The 15587-nt window shown below is 42.5% G+C and carries 11 protein-coding genes and 1 tRNA gene; 9 read left to right on the top strand and 3 right to left on the bottom strand.

The annotated features are described in order from the left end of the window. Positions 1-21: 21 nt before the first annotated feature. Complete coding sequence (locus IQ230_RS04090) at positions 22-2424, bottom strand: serine/threonine-protein kinase (RefSeq protein ID WP_193930800.1); 2403 nt, start codon at positions 2422-2424, stop codon at positions 22-24. A gap of 959 nt (positions 2425-3383) precedes the next feature. Between IQ230_RS04090 and IQ230_RS04085 the strand changes: the two genes are divergently transcribed. The 3 genes from IQ230_RS04085 to IQ230_RS04075 all read left to right on the top strand — a co-directional run bounded on the left by IQ230_RS04085 (position 3384) and on the right by IQ230_RS04075 (position 6506). Then, on the top strand, positions 3384-3905 hold the full coding sequence (locus IQ230_RS04085) for a LabA-like NYN domain-containing protein (protein WP_015187313.1): 522 nt from the start codon (positions 3384-3386) through the stop codon (positions 3903-3905). Positions 3906-4064: 159 nt separating this feature from the next. After that, complete coding sequence (locus tag IQ230_RS04080; protein WP_193930799.1) at positions 4065-5654, top strand: 2-isopropylmalate synthase; 1590 nt, start codon at positions 4065-4067, stop codon at positions 5652-5654. 18 nt (positions 5655-5672) lie between these two features. Further along, positions 5673-6506, top strand: a complete 834-nt coding sequence (locus IQ230_RS04075; protein ID WP_228054560.1) for a class I SAM-dependent methyltransferase — start codon at positions 5673-5675, stop codon at positions 6504-6506. A gap of 84 nt (positions 6507-6590) precedes the next feature. On the opposite strand, the gene IQ230_RS04070 is transcribed toward IQ230_RS04075, so the two are convergent. Further along, positions 6591-8036, bottom strand: coding sequence for a cation:proton antiporter (locus IQ230_RS04070; RefSeq protein WP_193930797.1), 1446 nt, complete (start codon positions 8034-8036; stop codon positions 6591-6593). A gap of 263 nt (positions 8037-8299) precedes the next feature. Between IQ230_RS04070 and IQ230_RS04065 the strand changes: the two genes are divergently transcribed. Next, positions 8300-9079 carry an SIMPL domain-containing protein gene (locus IQ230_RS04065; RefSeq protein ID WP_193930796.1) on the top strand — a complete coding sequence of 260 codons (780 nt, stop codon included), beginning with the start codon at positions 8300-8302 and terminating at the stop codon, positions 9077-9079. A gap of 182 nt (positions 9080-9261) precedes the next feature. Here the strand turns inward: IQ230_RS04065 and IQ230_RS04060 are convergent, their stop codons facing one another. Then, positions 9262-9621: a single-stranded DNA-binding protein gene (locus tag IQ230_RS04060; RefSeq protein WP_193930795.1), complete on the bottom strand. Its 360-nt coding sequence runs from the start codon at positions 9619-9621 to the stop codon at positions 9262-9264. 211 nt (positions 9622-9832) lie between these two features. Here IQ230_RS04060 and ldpA point away from each other — a divergent pair, with 211 nt between their 5' ends. The 5 genes from ldpA to IQ230_RS04035 all read left to right on the top strand — a co-directional run bounded on the left by ldpA (position 9833) and on the right by IQ230_RS04035 (position 15538). After that, positions 9833-11026, top strand: a complete 1194-nt coding sequence (gene ldpA, locus IQ230_RS04055; RefSeq protein WP_193930794.1) for a circadian clock protein LdpA — start codon at positions 9833-9835, stop codon at positions 11024-11026. A 61-nt stretch (positions 11027-11087) separates the two neighbouring features. Then, positions 11088-12830, top strand: a complete 1743-nt coding sequence (locus IQ230_RS04050) for a R3H domain-containing nucleic acid-binding protein (RefSeq protein WP_193930793.1) — start codon at positions 11088-11090, stop codon at positions 12828-12830. 300 nt (positions 12831-13130) lie between these two features. Next, a tRNA-Gln gene (locus tag IQ230_RS04045) sits at positions 13131-13202 on the top strand. Positions 13203-13354: 152 nt separating this feature from the next. Continuing rightward, a complete protein-coding gene (locus IQ230_RS04040) occupies positions 13355-14137 on the top strand; it encodes an HAD family hydrolase (RefSeq protein WP_193930792.1) in 783 nt (260 codons plus the stop codon). Positions 14138-14278: 141 nt separating this feature from the next. Then, the gene (locus tag IQ230_RS04035; protein WP_193930791.1) at positions 14279-15538 is read left to right on the top strand and encodes a DNA double-strand break repair nuclease NurA; all 1260 of its coding nucleotides are present in this window, start codon (positions 14279-14281) and stop codon (positions 15536-15538) included. Positions 15539-15587: the final 49 nt, after the last annotated feature.

Below are 15587 nucleotides of genomic sequence, written 5' to 3'. Positions count from 1 at the left end.
GTATATCTGTACTGCAATTAACTACTGTGGCGGCAAAACAATAGTAGAATTCGGATCAGCAATTTCGGTAGTTGCAATACCCCAAGGTGTTGTAGGAGCATCGTAGTCATCTACAGGTAAGTTATCGTCTATTTTTAAAGAGCTAGTATGCAAATTTACTAGTTGCTTAAAGTCAGATAAAGCTTCTAACGCAGATTGATAGCGTTGGGTAAAATCATGACGCACCATTTTACACAAAACTGTAGCAAACTCATGACTAACTTGAGCTTTGTCCATCCAGAGTGTTTCTCCCGTGTTTACATCTAGCTGCAACTCATGAGGAGATAATCCAGTTAAAGCTCTAATACCTGTCATGCCCAATGCATAAATGTCACTACTATATCTAACACGACCTGCACATTGTTCACTGGGAGCATAGCCTTGAGTACCAATTCCGATAGTAAAGCTACTTTGCCCCTCTTGATCTAATAATTGGTTACTTACTTCTTTGACTGCACCAAAGTCAATTAGCACAAGCTTATTGTCGGAGTGTCGCCGAATGATATTACTCGGTTTGATGTCTCGATGAATGACTCCATGACTGTGAACAAATTCTAAAGTTTGTAGAAGTTCGTATATTATTGTGACAACTGTAGATTCTGGCATTGGTCTACCTGGAGGAATCTCCTGGCTAAGAGGATGACCAATAACCAACTCTTGCACAAGATAAAATTCTTCACCTTCATCAAAGTACGCCAGCAGTTGAGGAATTTGGTCATGGGTTCCCAACTTTTCTAGGGTTTCTGCCTCTAATTGAAACAAACGTCTAGCAAGTTGGAAGTGTTTGGGATTGTTGCTAGCAAGTTTAAGTTGTTTAACAACACATAGTGGACTACCTGGGCGTTGTCTGTCCTCTGCTACATAGGTTTCACTAAAGCCACCAGCACCTAATACTCTGACAATTTTATAACGCCCGCCAAGGAGCTTTCCAATCGTTGCTAGCTCACGTTGCTCAAGTAGGTATTGTAGGTCATCTTGTTGACTAATAATTTCTTGCACAATTGGAGATGATGCATAACGTTCTAAGCTACGGTGTAAACTCCTTTTTCTCAATCTTTCACTTGCTACACCTGTACCTAAGTAGGAAAAGCTGGCAAGAGAGATCGCAACCAAAGGAACAGCAACAGGAAAATACAAACGACCATATATGAAACTGAAATAACTCAGACTGACCCAGAAAATCATAATTCCTGCGGTCGATGCACATTGAATAACAGTGCGCTTAGATCTTCTAATTAAAAATGCACTTCCACCAACCAAAAGTAGTACAAACAAGCTACAGATATTAGTGTTAGGAATTCCTTGTGCGATCGCACGATTATTTAGTAAAGTTGCGATCGCATTCGCTTGAATTTCTACTCCTGACATTTGCTGTGGATACAACCAACTTCCAGCAAATGGTGCTCCATGAAAATCCTGTAGTGAAGCCGCAGTTGCCCCAACTATAACAATTTTATCTTTGAAATACCTTCCTTGCTGTAAATAAGTATTCCAGTTTTCAGGATCTAATACGTGCCAAAAAGAAATCTGCTCAAATGTCCCAGCTGGACCATAAAAATTAATATACTCTGCTTGAGGTTTGACAAACGCAGGGTTAGCGGCTTTAGCCACTGCCTCTTCAAATGAAGGGAAATCTTTCAGTTCTTCCAGTGTATCTTTTGGGTATTCTTCTTGTTGTGACAATAACTGTGGGAAAGTACTTGCAAACCGATGAACTTTCCCATCAGCTTCTAGCGGAAAATTAATTGTGCCAATTGAATGCGGTTTCGTCCAAAATAAGCGTTCGGGCTGGATTAATTGAATTAATCTACCTTGATAAATTTCTGCTTCTGCATACTCGGCAGCCAATGCTACTTTACCAGGATAGCGCTGCAATACTTGAGCTAATTGTTGATCGTCAGCGGAACCGTAGCTACTAGGATTGGTAAATAAAATATCCAAAGCAACGACTTTTGCACCTGCTGCCATCAACTGATCGATTACTTGTGCATACGCAGCACGTTGCCATGCCCAAGCTTTCAGTGGTTCCAAATAAGCATATTTTTGTGGATCTGCTTCCAACAATTGCTTGGGTATTGATAATGATGGCTCATCAATCGCCAAAATGACAATATCCTCTGGTGGTGCTACTGATCCGCGTAATTCAAAAAACATTGTCTGAACATGAGATTCCCACAGCTGAACTAATCGCCAATTTCCGCCTATTGCGATCGCAGCTGCGATTGCCCAAGCTATTGTAAGAATGTGTCCGATCCAGGCAAGACGTAACGATTGACGTACCGTCAATATTGCAGTGATTTTTGTCGTTGCTTTATGCACTTTAGGCGATCGCTTACCAGCTGAGTCTTTTTTCTGGAGCTTGGATGCTGTATCGTGTTGTGTCATATCTTGCCTGGAAGCTTGTTTTCCCTACAACAACCTGATTTTGTCTTTTCTAAGTTAATCTCTCAAAATTTCAATATCAACCGAATTTAGCTATGATATGCATATATTACTCGCAATAGCATTTATACTTAGGCAGTAAAAATCTCTGGTACTATGTACCCTATCAACAATTTTATTCGACAATGGAAAATCTCCAAAATTAAAGAGTTGTCTCGTGCTGTCTATATTTAAGCAAAACTACTTGCTGTCATCGACACTAATAGGTGCCTAAGAAGTAGCGTTAGCATTAATACTATAGACTGTGCCTGTGATTATAAATTTCTCAGAGTGTAGAGACTGTTATAATTCAGCCGACAAGCATAAAACGACAACTCAGATTTATATTTGTGACTAAACTTATTATGTCTTATTATCAGTTTACACGCTATTTAGGAGGTATTACTAAGCTACATTAAAGCCTAAAATTAGTGGCAGTAGCAGCGATTTAAACAATTTTAGCCAGCTATACTGTGTGTTTTAGTAAGTACTGAGAGCAACAAGCTAGGAAAAAATTGGTAGGAGTTATTGCAAAAAAGCATTAAACCTCAAAAAATGTTTAGATGCTATGTGACAGTAGGGTAGAAACAAAAGGCAATTGTGTATTATCTGAAACAGTAACCTGAACAAAGGATTTTCTAAAAAATGCGGCATATTTTGCGGCTTCGGAAAAATATATTTTATTCAATTATTTTAAGTAATATAGTACTTCTAAATGATTTGTGAATTTGATAACGTACTAGAAGAGTGGCTAATGGCTAACGAAAGAGAAGCTAGTATGCCGATCAAATAGTGAAAAAGTGACTCTTGAATAATTAGCAGCCCCAAGGAGATGTTCATAAATCAAATAGAAACGCTATATAAGTTGCAATATAAATCAAAAGGAAACTAACTATTTTTCTAAGCTTTTAGGTTTAACTTTTATGGCATGCTTAATAAACCGCACGTCTATTTTTGTAGACGGCAATAATATGTTCTATGCGCAACAAAAAAATGGTTGGTTTTTCGATCCAAGAAGAGTATTGGAATACTTTAAAACAGAGCAGCCAGAGACGATATTAATCAATGCCTTTTGGTATACCGGCTTAAAAGATCCACAAGATCAGCGTGGTTTTAGAGATGCATTAATCAGCTTAGGATATACAGTACGGCATAAAATTCTTAAAGAATATTACGACGATACCTCTGGACGTTATTCGCAAAAAGCGAACCTAGATATTGAAATTGTCGTAGATATGTTTAATACTGTAGAGCAATATAACCATGTTATTTTATTTAGTGGAGATGGAGATTTTGAACGAGCAATTGAGCTATTACGATCAAAAGATACTCACATTACTGTAGTATCCACAGAAGGAATGATTGCACGAGAATTACGGAATGCTACTGATAGATATATTGATTTAAATGATATTAGAGAATACATAGAGAAAGTAGATTATTAATAATTTAGTTGGAATATAGTTGATATTTTAGACTTAAATACAAAGAACAAAAGGCAGAGTATACAGAGCAATAGCATGAACGTGTTTACATATAATTTACGATTGCTGTAGTAGAAATCAAGAATAAGTTGACACAAACAACATCAAATAAGGAGTACTATGCACGCACAACAAGATCGCATCATTATCTTTGACACAACATTGCGGGACGGAGAACAATGTCCTGGTGCCACATTAAATGTAGAAGAGAAAGTGATGATTGCTCGCCAACTGTCACGGTTGGGTGTAGATATTATCGAAGCTGGATTTGCATTTGCCAGTCCTGGAGACTTTAATGCAGTACAGCAAATTGCCGAAACTGTGGGTACTGAAGATGGTCCTGTAATTTGTAGTTTGGCAAGAGCAATCAAGGATGATATTAAAGCAGCAGCAGAGGCATTAAAGCCAGCTACTAAAGCAAGAATTCATACATTTATTTCCACGTCAGATATTCATCTAGAGTACCAGTTGAAGAAATCCCGTTCTGAGGTGTTAGCGATCGCCGAAGAAATGGTCGCCTATGCTAAATCTTTCATGGATGATGTAGAATTTTCCCCAATGGATGCGGTACGCACTGATCCAGAGTACTTGTATCAAGTGCTAGAACGCGCGATCGCGGCTGGAGCAAAAACAATTAATATTCCGGACACCGTAGGTTACACCACCCCTAGTGAATTTGGAGCGCTGATTCGTGGTATAAAAGAGAACGTTCCGAATATTGACCAAGCAATTATTTCGGTTCACGGTCATAATGACTTAGGTTTAGCTGTTGCTAACTTCTTAGAAGCCGTTAAGAATGGAGCGCGACAACTCGAATGTACGATTAACGGTATTGGGGAACGCGCTGGCAATGCAGCCTTAGAAGAATTAGTCATGGCGCTACACGTCAGACGGCAACACTATAACCCTTATTTAGGTCGCCCAGTTGAGTCTGAAGCACCTTTGACAAATATTGATACGCACCAGATTTATAAAACTTCCCGACTTGTTTCTAACTTAACAGGGATGCTAGTACAGCCAAATAAGGCGATTGTTGGGGCAAATGCTTTTGCCCACGAATCTGGAATTCATCAAGATGGGGTATTGAAAAATAAGCTGACGTATGAAATTATGGATGCCCAATCCATCGGCTTAACTGATAATCAAATCGTCTTAGGCAAACATTCAGGACGTAACGCCTTCCGCACTCGTCTAAAGGAATTGGGATTTGAACTGTCGGAAACAGATTTAAATAAAGCATTTTTGCGGTTTAAAGACTTAGCAGATAAGAAAAAAGAAATTTCTGATTGGGATTTAGAAGCAATCGTCAACGATGAAATTCAACAAACGCCAGAACTATTTCGTTTAGAGTTTGTGCAAGTCTCCTGTGGCGATCGCGCGTGTCCCACTGCTACTGTGTCGATTCGTACTCCTGAAGGCGAAGAATTAACCGATGCGGCAATTGGAACCGGACCCGTTGATGCTGTCTATAAGGCAATTAACCGCGTGGTGAATGTCCCCAATCAACTCATTGAGTTTTCTGTTCAGTCAGTGACTGCGGGGATTGATGCGATCGGTGAAGTCACAATTCGCCTGCGTTATGAAGATCGCGTGTATTCTGGTCATGCAGCTAATACAGATATCATCGTTGCCTCAGCCCAAGCGTACGTTAACGCCCTGAATCGTTTGTATGCTGCCATCCAGAATAAGCAGCAACAATTAACCGTGTAAAACATGATAGGGTGGGCAATGCCCACCTTTTTTATTTGCAGCCAGGTCATCATGCGCGATGATGTATTTGCCAAAGAACAACGATTCCATGACGAATGGGCTTCTACAATCGACGTCGAAGGAATTCAAGTTAGAGATTATTTTGAAGCTTGTACTGCCCCCGAAAATCGCTTTATTCTGAATCATCTGGGAGATATTAGAGGCAAGTTGTTATTAGATTTAGGTTGTGGCGCGGGTGAAAACAGCGTCTACTTTGCGAAAAAAGGGGCAAGATGTGTTGCAGCAGATTATTCACCAGGAATGGTGGAAGTTGCATTGAAACTTGCTGAGGCAAATGGAGTGAAAGTCCAAGGACGCACAATGAACGCGATCGCACTTGATTGTCCTGATAACACCTTTGATATAGTTTATGCCTCAAATCTTCTACACCATATCCCTAACCCCCGCGCAGCCATTCGAGAAATGCATCGCGTTCTTAAGCCAGGTGGAAAAGCTTGTTTTTGGGACCCTCTACGGCACAACCCTGTGATTAATGTCTATCGACGCATTGCCACAAAGGTGCGCACGGAAGATGAAATGCCGTTGGATATCAATATTGTAGATTTTGTGCGATCGCACTTCTCAAAAACAACTTACGATACCTTTTGGCTAGCGACTTTATGGATCTTCCTCCGCTTTTATTTAATTGAAAAAGTAGATCCAAATAAAGAAAGATACTGGAAGAAAATCATCCTTGAACACTCCCGACTAGCACCCACATATCAAAGCTTAGAAAAGTTTGATATCCTTCTCAAAAAACTACCTCTAATGAAACGCTTCGCCTGGAATATCGCCGTTGTCGCTACAAAATAATTTGTACTAAGGGCAAGGAGATTAGCTATCAGAGATTTTAATAATTCCTCTCACCCCTCACTCCTCGCCCCTCACCCCTTTCTTCTACGGTTGCCGATTTGCTGCCCGATCTAATTCAGGAACTGCTTCCGCAGATTCAACTGCTGGTTCTGAATCAGGAAATACAAACCGCAATAAAGGTGGTGCTAAAAAGGTCGTCAAAATGACCATCATAATAATCGCTGCTTCTAACGGTTTAGAAAGCGCACCACTTGCCGAACCAACTCCAGCAAAGACAAGTCCGACTTCACCACGAGGAATCATCCCCACACCGATCGCCAAACGATTGATTCCAGGTTGACCAAATACAGCTAAACCTGTGACGACTTTACCGACGATCGCGATCGCAATTAAAAAACTTGCAATCAACAAACCTTCGCGATTTGTTGGATTGGCTGGGTTCAATACTCCCAAGTCAGTTTTTGCACCTACAGTGACAAAGAAAATTGGTACTAGGATATCAGCGATCGGAATGACTTGACGTTGCAATTCTTTGCGTTTATCGGTTTCATCCAATACTAGACCAGCCGCAAAAGCACCTAAAATTGCCTCTAAGTGAATCACAGCTGCTAAGTATGCCATAGCGTAAGCAAAAATGATTGCTGGTATGACAATGCCGCCGCGAGTCTTAAACAGATCCACTACGGAGACAAACGTTTTATTGAATACTTTACCCAGAAGAATAGCACCAATTAAGAAACCACTCGCACTAAGAATCAAGTAAACAACGTTGGTGACATCAATCTCACCAGTTTTTGCCAAGCTAGCAACGACCGCTAAGACAATAATGCCTAACACGTCGTCAATAACCGCAGCACCCAAAATAATTTGACCTTCTTTAGAATTAAGTCGCCCCAATTCAGACAAAACCTTCGACGTAATGCCAATACTCGTTGCAGTTAAAGCTGCACCTGCAAAAATTGCTGGAACAGCTGAAATTCCAAAGAAAACCATCAATCCCGCAGTACCAGCCGCAAAAGGGACAGCTACCCCTACCACCGCGACTAGTGTTGCTTGAATACCAACATCGAGTAATTCCTTTAAATTCGACTCTAGACCAATTTCAAACAGCAGAATGACAACACCAATTTCTGCCAAAACACTAATAACATCATTTTGGTCGCGAAACACAGCGCCTGCTAGATCAGGAGTAAGACCTCCAGTAGATTCTAGAAATCGAATAATCAAAGAACTAGAAGGTTCTACCCCAGCTTCTGGAAAAGCTAAAAGATGCAAGGCAGAAACCCCAACTAACACACCACCAACCAATTCTCCCAAAACAGGTGGTAAACCAACGCGGTTTGAAAATTCTCCGCCTAGTTTACTCGCTAAATAAATGACGACCAAACTCAGCAGTACTGCTGTTAGCAACAGTGTTCCATATTCTGCTTCTGAGGAAGCCTCTGTCGCAGATTCTGTCGCACTTGCCAGCAAATACGTATTTCCCCATCCTGGGAGTTGCATCAACCAGGTTAAACTTGGCAATTGCATTTACCTTCCAATATCTGTACAAACATTCTTTTTACTGTACAAGTTTGCTAACTAAATTAGGAGTGGTTATTAATGATTGTGTAAATAGGGTTTCTTTATACTTAATATTCAAAAAAATTGGTCAACTCCTGATTTTTAACTAATTTTAAGTTACAAAAACTGTAACAATTGCAACATTGTTTTTGTTTAATGTCAGATTAGATAGCACGTCATGCATGACGTCAAAATTTAATTAGCCTCTAAATGTGAGGACAGCAAAATCAATGAATCCCTCTTCTGTAGCTGAAAGTCGCCAACATAAATATTTTTCCAATTTGATGAATCCGTTACGCGGAGTATTTGTAACAACTAGCGTATTATGTTTAGCATTCGCCGCTCCTGTTATGGCACAACAACCACAACCGCAAGTTCCAATTTCTATGCGTACTATTACTGTGAGCGGTCGCGGTACGGAGTCAATTCCCACGACATTGACACAAGTACGTTTAGGAGTTGAAGTCCAAGGTAAAACTGCCGCTGAAGTGCAACAAGAGGCTGCCCGACGCTCATCAGCAGTTGTCGCCTTACTCAAAGCACGTAATGTAGAAAGACTCGAAACTACGGGTATCACACTTAACCCAATCTATAGCTACACTGATAATACACAGCGGTTGACTGGATATTCGGCAACAAATATTGTCAGTTTTCGGATTGCTACTGAAAGAACAGGAAATTTATTAGATGAAGCAGTGAAAGCTGGGGCAACAAGAATTGACAGTGTAAGTTTTATTGCGACGGATAGTGCGATCGCTCAAGCCCAACAGCAAGCCTTACGTGAGGCAACACAAGATGCCCAACAACAAGCTAACACTGTGTTAAATGTCTTGAATCTCTCACCAAGTGAAGTTGTCAGCATTCAAATTAATAATGCTGGTACGACCCCACCACCACCTGTTCCTTTAATGCGTCAAGCAGCGGCTATGGCAGATAGCGCTGCTACTACACCAATTGTTGGTGGCGAACAGCAAGTTGAGGCAACAGTAACGCTGCAAATTCGGTACTAGGGAGAATGCCCTTCGACTGAAGTCGGAGCTACAGAAACAAAGTGTGCCTCCGCACACTAGGATAAAAATTTTACTAGTAAGTCCACGAAGGTGGACTATCCTGCGGGAAGCCGCTACGCGTCTACGTTTGTCTAGTAGCGAATTTATTCGCACTCGCATTCATGCAAATGTCATATGTTCTGCTAAAAATTGTCGTCGCCACCAGAAAAATTGGAGTTGGAATCTTGTTTGGAACCTAAAAGATCTAATTTATCAACAAGGATAATCGGTGACGTGCGTGTTGCACCTGTATTGCGATCGCTCCAAGTATCAAACTTTAAAGATCCTTTGACTCCAATTAGACTTCCTTTGTGGACATAATTCCCTGCAATCTCTGCTGTTTTGCCCCACAACTCCAGCGTAAACCAATCAGGTTCATCACTATTACGTGACTGACGTCTTACCGCCAACGTCAATCGGCACTTAACACTGCCAGATTCAAAATATTTGATATCTGGTTCGCCACCAACACGACCTACCAAAGTTACAACATTAAGACTCATCGCTTTTTCCAGTACAGATGTACTCTCTTATAGTGTAATTGCGAATATCCTCACTCTCACCAGGTTTGGTGAGGAACAATTATGTTCAACTTTTCTAGCATATGAATTATGATCTAAGCATCTTGCCCGCCTTGAGTTGCCATCCATCAAAATTCTATTAAATTTGGACTCACAAGCTGCTATTTTTGACGTCACACATTAGCATAGAAGTGTGACTGATTTGTATAAACCCTTATGCTCCTTAAAAGAAGGTCACTGGTTTAAGTTGATCTGTGGAGCTAGTTTTCAACATCTACCTGCGGTTAGAAATTTAACATTAGCTTACACATTAGCTGGTGCTGACTGTATTGACGTGGCGGCTGATCCTGCAGTAGTTGCAGCAGCGCAAGAAGCGTTGGAAGTGGCGAAGTTGCTGGCTGTTGATGCTCAGCAGCAGGGTTTTGCTTACCAGGGTAGCCCGTGGTTAATGGTGAGCTTAAATGATGGAGAAGACCCGCATTTTCGTAAAGCAGAATTTAACCCCCAGGTGTGTCCAGTTGCATGTCCTCGACCGTGTGAAAAGATTTGTCCAGCGCAAGCAATCGTGTTTGACCGCGATCTCTTTTCTGGCGTAGTCCAAGATCTTTGTTATGGATGCGGTCGCTGTATACCGGTTTGTCCTAGCGATCTAATTTACACTCGCTCGTACGTTTCTACACCAGGGGCGATCGCACCGTTAGTTTTATCTACTGGAGTTGATGCACTTGAAATTCACACGCAAGTAGGGCGAATAACTGAATTTAAAAGATTATGGCAGGGAATCAAACCTTGGGTTAACAGGTTAAAGTTAATAGCAATTAGCTGTCCTGACGGAGACGGCATGATTGATTACTTGTGGAACCTGCATAGTATCATTGCACCACTACCCTGCCCGTTGATTTGGCAAACCGACGGACGACCTATGAGCGGTGATATTGGTGATGGCACAACCCTAGCTGCCGTGAAGCTCAGTCAAAAGGTACTCGCAGCCGGATTACCTGGATATGTACAGTTAGCTGGAGGGACTAATGATTATACCGTTGCAAAGTTAAGAGCGATCGGACTGATGAAGGGGTCAGGGGACGCTGGCGCAGATCTTCGGTTCAGGGTTCAGAGGTCAGGGAAGATTGAAAACGATCGCTCACCATTAAGCTCATCACTTACTACTAGCCACCAGCTACTAGCCACTAGCCACCCCTCCATTTCTGGTATTGCTTACGGTAGTTACGCTCGCGCTTTACTTTCACCTATTTTAGAGCAATTAGATCAAATGCCCATAAATCAAGCTACTGTGGTGTCCCCACTGCATTTAGAAGATAACCAGGAATTACTCTGGCAGGCTGTGAAGCTAGCAAATTCTTTAGTTTCTCAGCTAAAGTCAGTGTAAAAATGCTGAAATCACACGCTCACTCTCTTACTCTCTTGTTGATAACGCCACCCTAGGAAGAATGCCCAATACAGACGATCTGCAAAAATTGCTAGATATTTTGCCGTTAGAGATTCGACAAGCTTTAGAGTACCACCCTTTGAGGGATAACTTGGTTGAAGTAGTGATGGACTTGGGGCGTCTTCCCGAAGCCCGCTTCCCCAATCAAGCCGAGTACCTTTCTGATACACCTATTTCGCAGGAACAACTCAACGAGTGCATCCAGCGTGTAGGGGAATTCGGAGGAGATAACCGAGCCGGAATTGAGAAAACTTTACACCGCATTAGTGCTATCCGTAACCGCACAGGTAAAATTATCGGCTTAACCTGTCGTGTTGGTCGCGCGGTTTACGGCACAATCGGTATGATTCGCGATCTGGTAGAAACTGGTCGCTCAATTTTAATGCTTGGTCGTCCAGGAGTCGGTAAAACGACAGCTTTACGCGAAATTGCACGGGTACTAGCAGATGAACTCAATAAACGAGTTGTAATTATTGATACATCGAATGAAATTGCTGGAGATGGAGACGTTGCACATCCGGCAATAGGTCGCGCCCGTCGCATGCAAGTTACACGTCCTGAATTGCAGCATCAAGTGATGATTGAGGCAGTGGAAAACCATATGCCAGAAGTCATTGTCATTGATGAAATTGGTACTGAACTTGAAGCTATGGCAGCACGGACAATCGCTGAACGCGGTGTACAGTTAGTCGGAACAGCGCACGGTAATCAAATTGAAAACTTGATTAAAAACCCTACACTGTCAGACTTAGTTGGAGGAATTCAAGCTGTCACATTAGGCGATGACGAAGCCCGACGGCGACGCAGCCAGAAAACTGTTTTAGAACGTAAAGCGCCACCTACGTTTGAAATTGCGGTAGAAATGCTCGAACGCCAGCGTTGGGTAGTTCATGAAAGTGTAGCAGATACTGTAGATAGTCTCTTACGCGGACATCAACCAAGCCCCCAAATGCGTACTGTAGATGATGCGGGTAAAGTGACTGTAACTCGTCAGCAACCTGTCTCAATTCGAGGCATTACCGACGAGAAACAAGACCTCAGAATGCCTGGAAATACATCAACTACGCCAGTACTACAACCAAATGGATGGCGGGCATCAGGACAAATGTCACCATTGCCTCGCTACTCCAAAGAGCCAGAATCAGGAATAAGTGAATTCGAGCGATTACTCGACCAATCGCTCGATCAGAGCGATCTCTTTGGCTATGGTGCGCAAACTGCAGGACCAAATGGAGAAGATTTACCTCTACACATCTATCCCTATGGTGTGAGTCGTCACCAGTTAGAACAAGTGATTCAGGTGTTGAATTTACCTGTAGTCTTGACAAAAGACATTGATAGTGCTGACGCAATTTTGGCATTGCGATCGCACGTCAAAAATCACTCAAAGTTGCGTCATATCGCGAAAGTGCGTCAAGTTCCGATCCACATGATTAAAGCCAGCACTATTCCCCAAATTACGCGGACGCTGCGCCGGATGTTGGACATGGACGAACCACTGACAACTGATGAACGCGAACTGAGCTTATTTACCCAAGGGGGAAGTGAAGACGAAATTGATGCCTTAGAAGAGGCACGCCTGGCAGTAGAGCAAATTGTAATTCCCAAAGGACAACCTGTGGAGTTATTACCGCGATCGCCTAAAGTCCGCAAGATGCAACACGAACTTGTAGAACACTATCGCCTAAAATCCAATAGCTTTGGCGAAGAACCTAATCGTCGCTTGCGGATTTACCCAGCTTGAGTGACGGAAGAAGGGGCAGAGGGTAGGTGGGTAGTGGGTAGACTAAGAGAGTTATGAATGTTGAGTGTTGAGTGTTGAGTTAAGAAAACTCAAAGTTCAAATTTCTTTTAATAAATGCCTCCGGCACCTTTCTTCGCGAACAAAACTCAGAACTCAAAACTGCAAAACTCTATTACCTACACTCCCACACTCCTACTCTCTCACTAGCTACTAGCCACTCTTCCACTCACTCCTGACCTCTCTTAAAAAGACTTGACACTTTTTCTAAATTTACTGCTAATATAGTTAAGGTTGACCCATTGGGGCGTAGCCAAGTGGTAAGGCAGCGGGTTTTGGTCCCGCCATTCCTAGGTTCGAATCCTAGCGCCCCAGTTCTTAAAATCACCAAGCAATTGTAAAGCTCATACAGCGCTACCTTCAGTCAGTGAAGGAAATTGAAGACTTGTCGCCTATGTGCTTGAAAAATGTTGCTAAAGCAATCTTAATGGTGTAGTACACCGTAACAATAAGATTGCGTAGAGGGTATGACAGCACAACCAACGATTCTCGCACTTGATTTTGATGGCGTCATTTGCGACGGGCTGAAAGAATATTTTGAGACAGCTTGGCGTACCTACTGTAATATTTGGCTACAAACAGACGAAACGCCACCAGATAATTTAGCCGAAAAGTTTTATCGGTTACGACCAGTCATTGAAACAGGCTGGGAAATGCCAGTATTAATTGCTGCTTTGCTAGCGGGAGTCGCAGAAGAGCAAATTTTGCAAGATTGGAATGCGATCGCTCCTGCGATCGTGCAAGAGAAACATCTTCAATCTGCTGATATTGCCCAGAAACTCGACTTTTTGCGCGACAAATGGATTACAGACGATTTAGCAAGTTGGCTTGGTTTACACCGCTTTTATCCTGGCGTTATCAAAAAACTCGATTCCTTAACTAATAGCCCCATCCAAGTGTTTATTGTGACTACTAAAGAAGGACGATTTGTGCAGCAACTACTGGCACAACAAGGAATTCAACTACCAGAAAAATCAGTGTTCGGGAAAGAAAACAAACGCCCTAAACATGAAATTCTGCACGAGTTAATTACGGCGGCAAAAACATTGCCCGCAAGCTTGTGGTTTGTTGAAGATCGAATCAAAACGCTAGAACTTGTTGCTCAACAGTCAAATCTTGGCACTGTAAAACTTTACTTAGCCGATTGGGGCTACAACACCAGCGATGAGCGACAAGCTGCCCAAAATCACGATCGCATTCAGCTATTGTCACTTTCTCAGTTTGCTGATGATTTTTCAATTTGGGGTTAAATCGTGCAGCCAGCATCTTTACGAAATAAGAAATATCAATAATTTCTCCTGTGCTAACTTACCCTCCTGCTGTCTATTTGTCTCAACCTTAGAGAAAACAATATAAGCTAGAAGCTAATAGCTAAAAGCCCATAGCTAACTATGCTCGATTTAACAAAACTAGCAAAAGCGATGCAAGGCATTAGCCAGCATCTTACTTTAGAAGCTGCTGCCAGTCGCCAGCGCGTAGAATTAGCCCAAGAATTATTTGCGGATGCGTGTACGCAACAAGCTGAATTAGTAGAAAAACAACACAAATGGCGCGATCGCATTCTGTTCAGCATCGCTACACCCGTTGAACCTCTTGATACTGCGATTGACATTCCGATTCCGCCACCTGTCCACACCGTCATTGCGACTGATGGCTCGCAAATTGCCCCAAATCAGCACGAAATTGCTTACTGCTACCTTCTTAATATCGGGCGCGTTGTCTTACACTATGGGCAAAATCGGCAGCCATTATTAGATAGCTTACCCGAAGTGTTTTATCGCCCTGAAGACTTGTACATTTCACGTCAGTGGGGAATTCGTACGGAAGAATGGATGGGATATTGCCGTACCGCTTCGGAAGCCACTGTTTTGGCAGAATTAGCAATTTTAGGGGCGAAAAGCGTTAGCGTTAGCGAAGCGAGGCGAAGCCCAGCGGGACGAAGTCCAAAGCGTGGGGCGAAAAATGGAAAGTTATCGTCTTCAGTGCCACTCTTAGCAATGGTTGATGGTTCGCTTATTTATTGGTTTTTAGAGCAATTACCTTTAGAAGCACGCGATCGCATTTTGCCACCAATTCTAGATGCTTGGGATCAGCTCAAAGATGCAGGAATTCCGATCATGGGCTACCTCAGTGCTTCGCGCAGTGGAGAAGCCATTAACTTTTTACGCTTACAAGCGTGTCCGCACGAAAATCCTGATTGCGTGACATATTGCCCTAATCTTGTTGCCGAAAAAGCACCGTGTCAGATGCTCGATCCTCTGCGAGATATTGCATTGTGGACGTTTACCCTTAAACCAGGACAGCGCAGTGCCTTGTGGCGCAGTTCGCACCGCATCCTCGACCTGTATGGCTGCCATAGTGTTTATTTTTGCTACGTCCATGTAGGAACAGAAATTGCTCGCATAGAAGTACCAGCCTGGGTAGCAGAAAACACAACGTTACTCGATCAATCCCTAAGCTTGATGTTGGCTCAGGTACAAAAAGGATACGGCTATCCGGTAGCGCTTGCAGAAGCACATAATCAAGCCGTGGTTCGTGGCGGCGATCGCGCCCGTTTCTTTACCTTGCTCGAACAACAAATGATTAAAGCTGGTTTACGCAATGTAGGAATTTCCTACAAGGAAGCCCGAAAACGCGGCAGTATTGCCTAAAAGGTATTAGTTTTGAGTTTTGAGTGATGAGTTTTAAATAGATAGAAAA

It is taken from the genome of Gloeocapsopsis crepidinum LEGE 06123 (assembly GCF_015207655.1).
GTDB lineage: Bacteria > Cyanobacteriota > Cyanobacteriia > Cyanobacteriales > Chroococcidiopsidaceae > Gloeocapsopsis > Gloeocapsopsis crepidinum.
Note: the sequence above shows the minus strand (reverse complement) of the source record. Positions and strands in the feature narration are given on the sequence as shown.

Bases quoted from the DNA above. Each gene is read 5' to 3' on its own strand.
- IQ230_RS04050 (WP_193930793.1), top strand. From the start codon at position 11,088: ATGCCCAATACAGACGATCTGCAAAAATTGCTAGATATTTTGCCGTTA.
- IQ230_RS04065 (WP_193930796.1), top strand. From the start codon at position 8,300: ATGAATCCCTCTTCTGTAGCTGAAAGTCGCCAACATAAATATTTTTCC.
- IQ230_RS04080 (WP_193930799.1), top strand. From the start codon at position 4,065: ATGCACGCACAACAAGATCGCATCATTATCTTTGACACAACATTGCGG.
- IQ230_RS04070 (WP_193930797.1), bottom strand. From the start codon at position 8,036: ATGCAATTGCCAAGTTTAACCTGGTTGATGCAACTCCCAGGATGGGGA.
- IQ230_RS04090 (WP_193930800.1), bottom strand. From the start codon at position 2,424: ATGACACAACACGATACAGCATCCAAGCTCCAGAAAAAAGACTCAGCT.
- IQ230_RS04035 (WP_193930791.1), top strand. From the start codon at position 14,279: ATGCTCGATTTAACAAAACTAGCAAAAGCGATGCAAGGCATTAGCCAG.
- IQ230_RS04060 (WP_193930795.1), bottom strand. From the start codon at position 9,621: ATGAGTCTTAATGTTGTAACTTTGGTAGGTCGTGTTGGTGGCGAACCA.
- IQ230_RS04085 (WP_015187313.1), top strand. From the start codon at position 3,384: ATGGCATGCTTAATAAACCGCACGTCTATTTTTGTAGACGGCAATAAT.
- IQ230_RS04075 (WP_228054560.1), top strand. From the start codon at position 5,673: ATGCCCACCTTTTTTATTTGCAGCCAGGTCATCATGCGCGATGATGTA.
- IQ230_RS04040 (WP_193930792.1), top strand. From the start codon at position 13,355: ATGACAGCACAACCAACGATTCTCGCACTTGATTTTGATGGCGTCATT.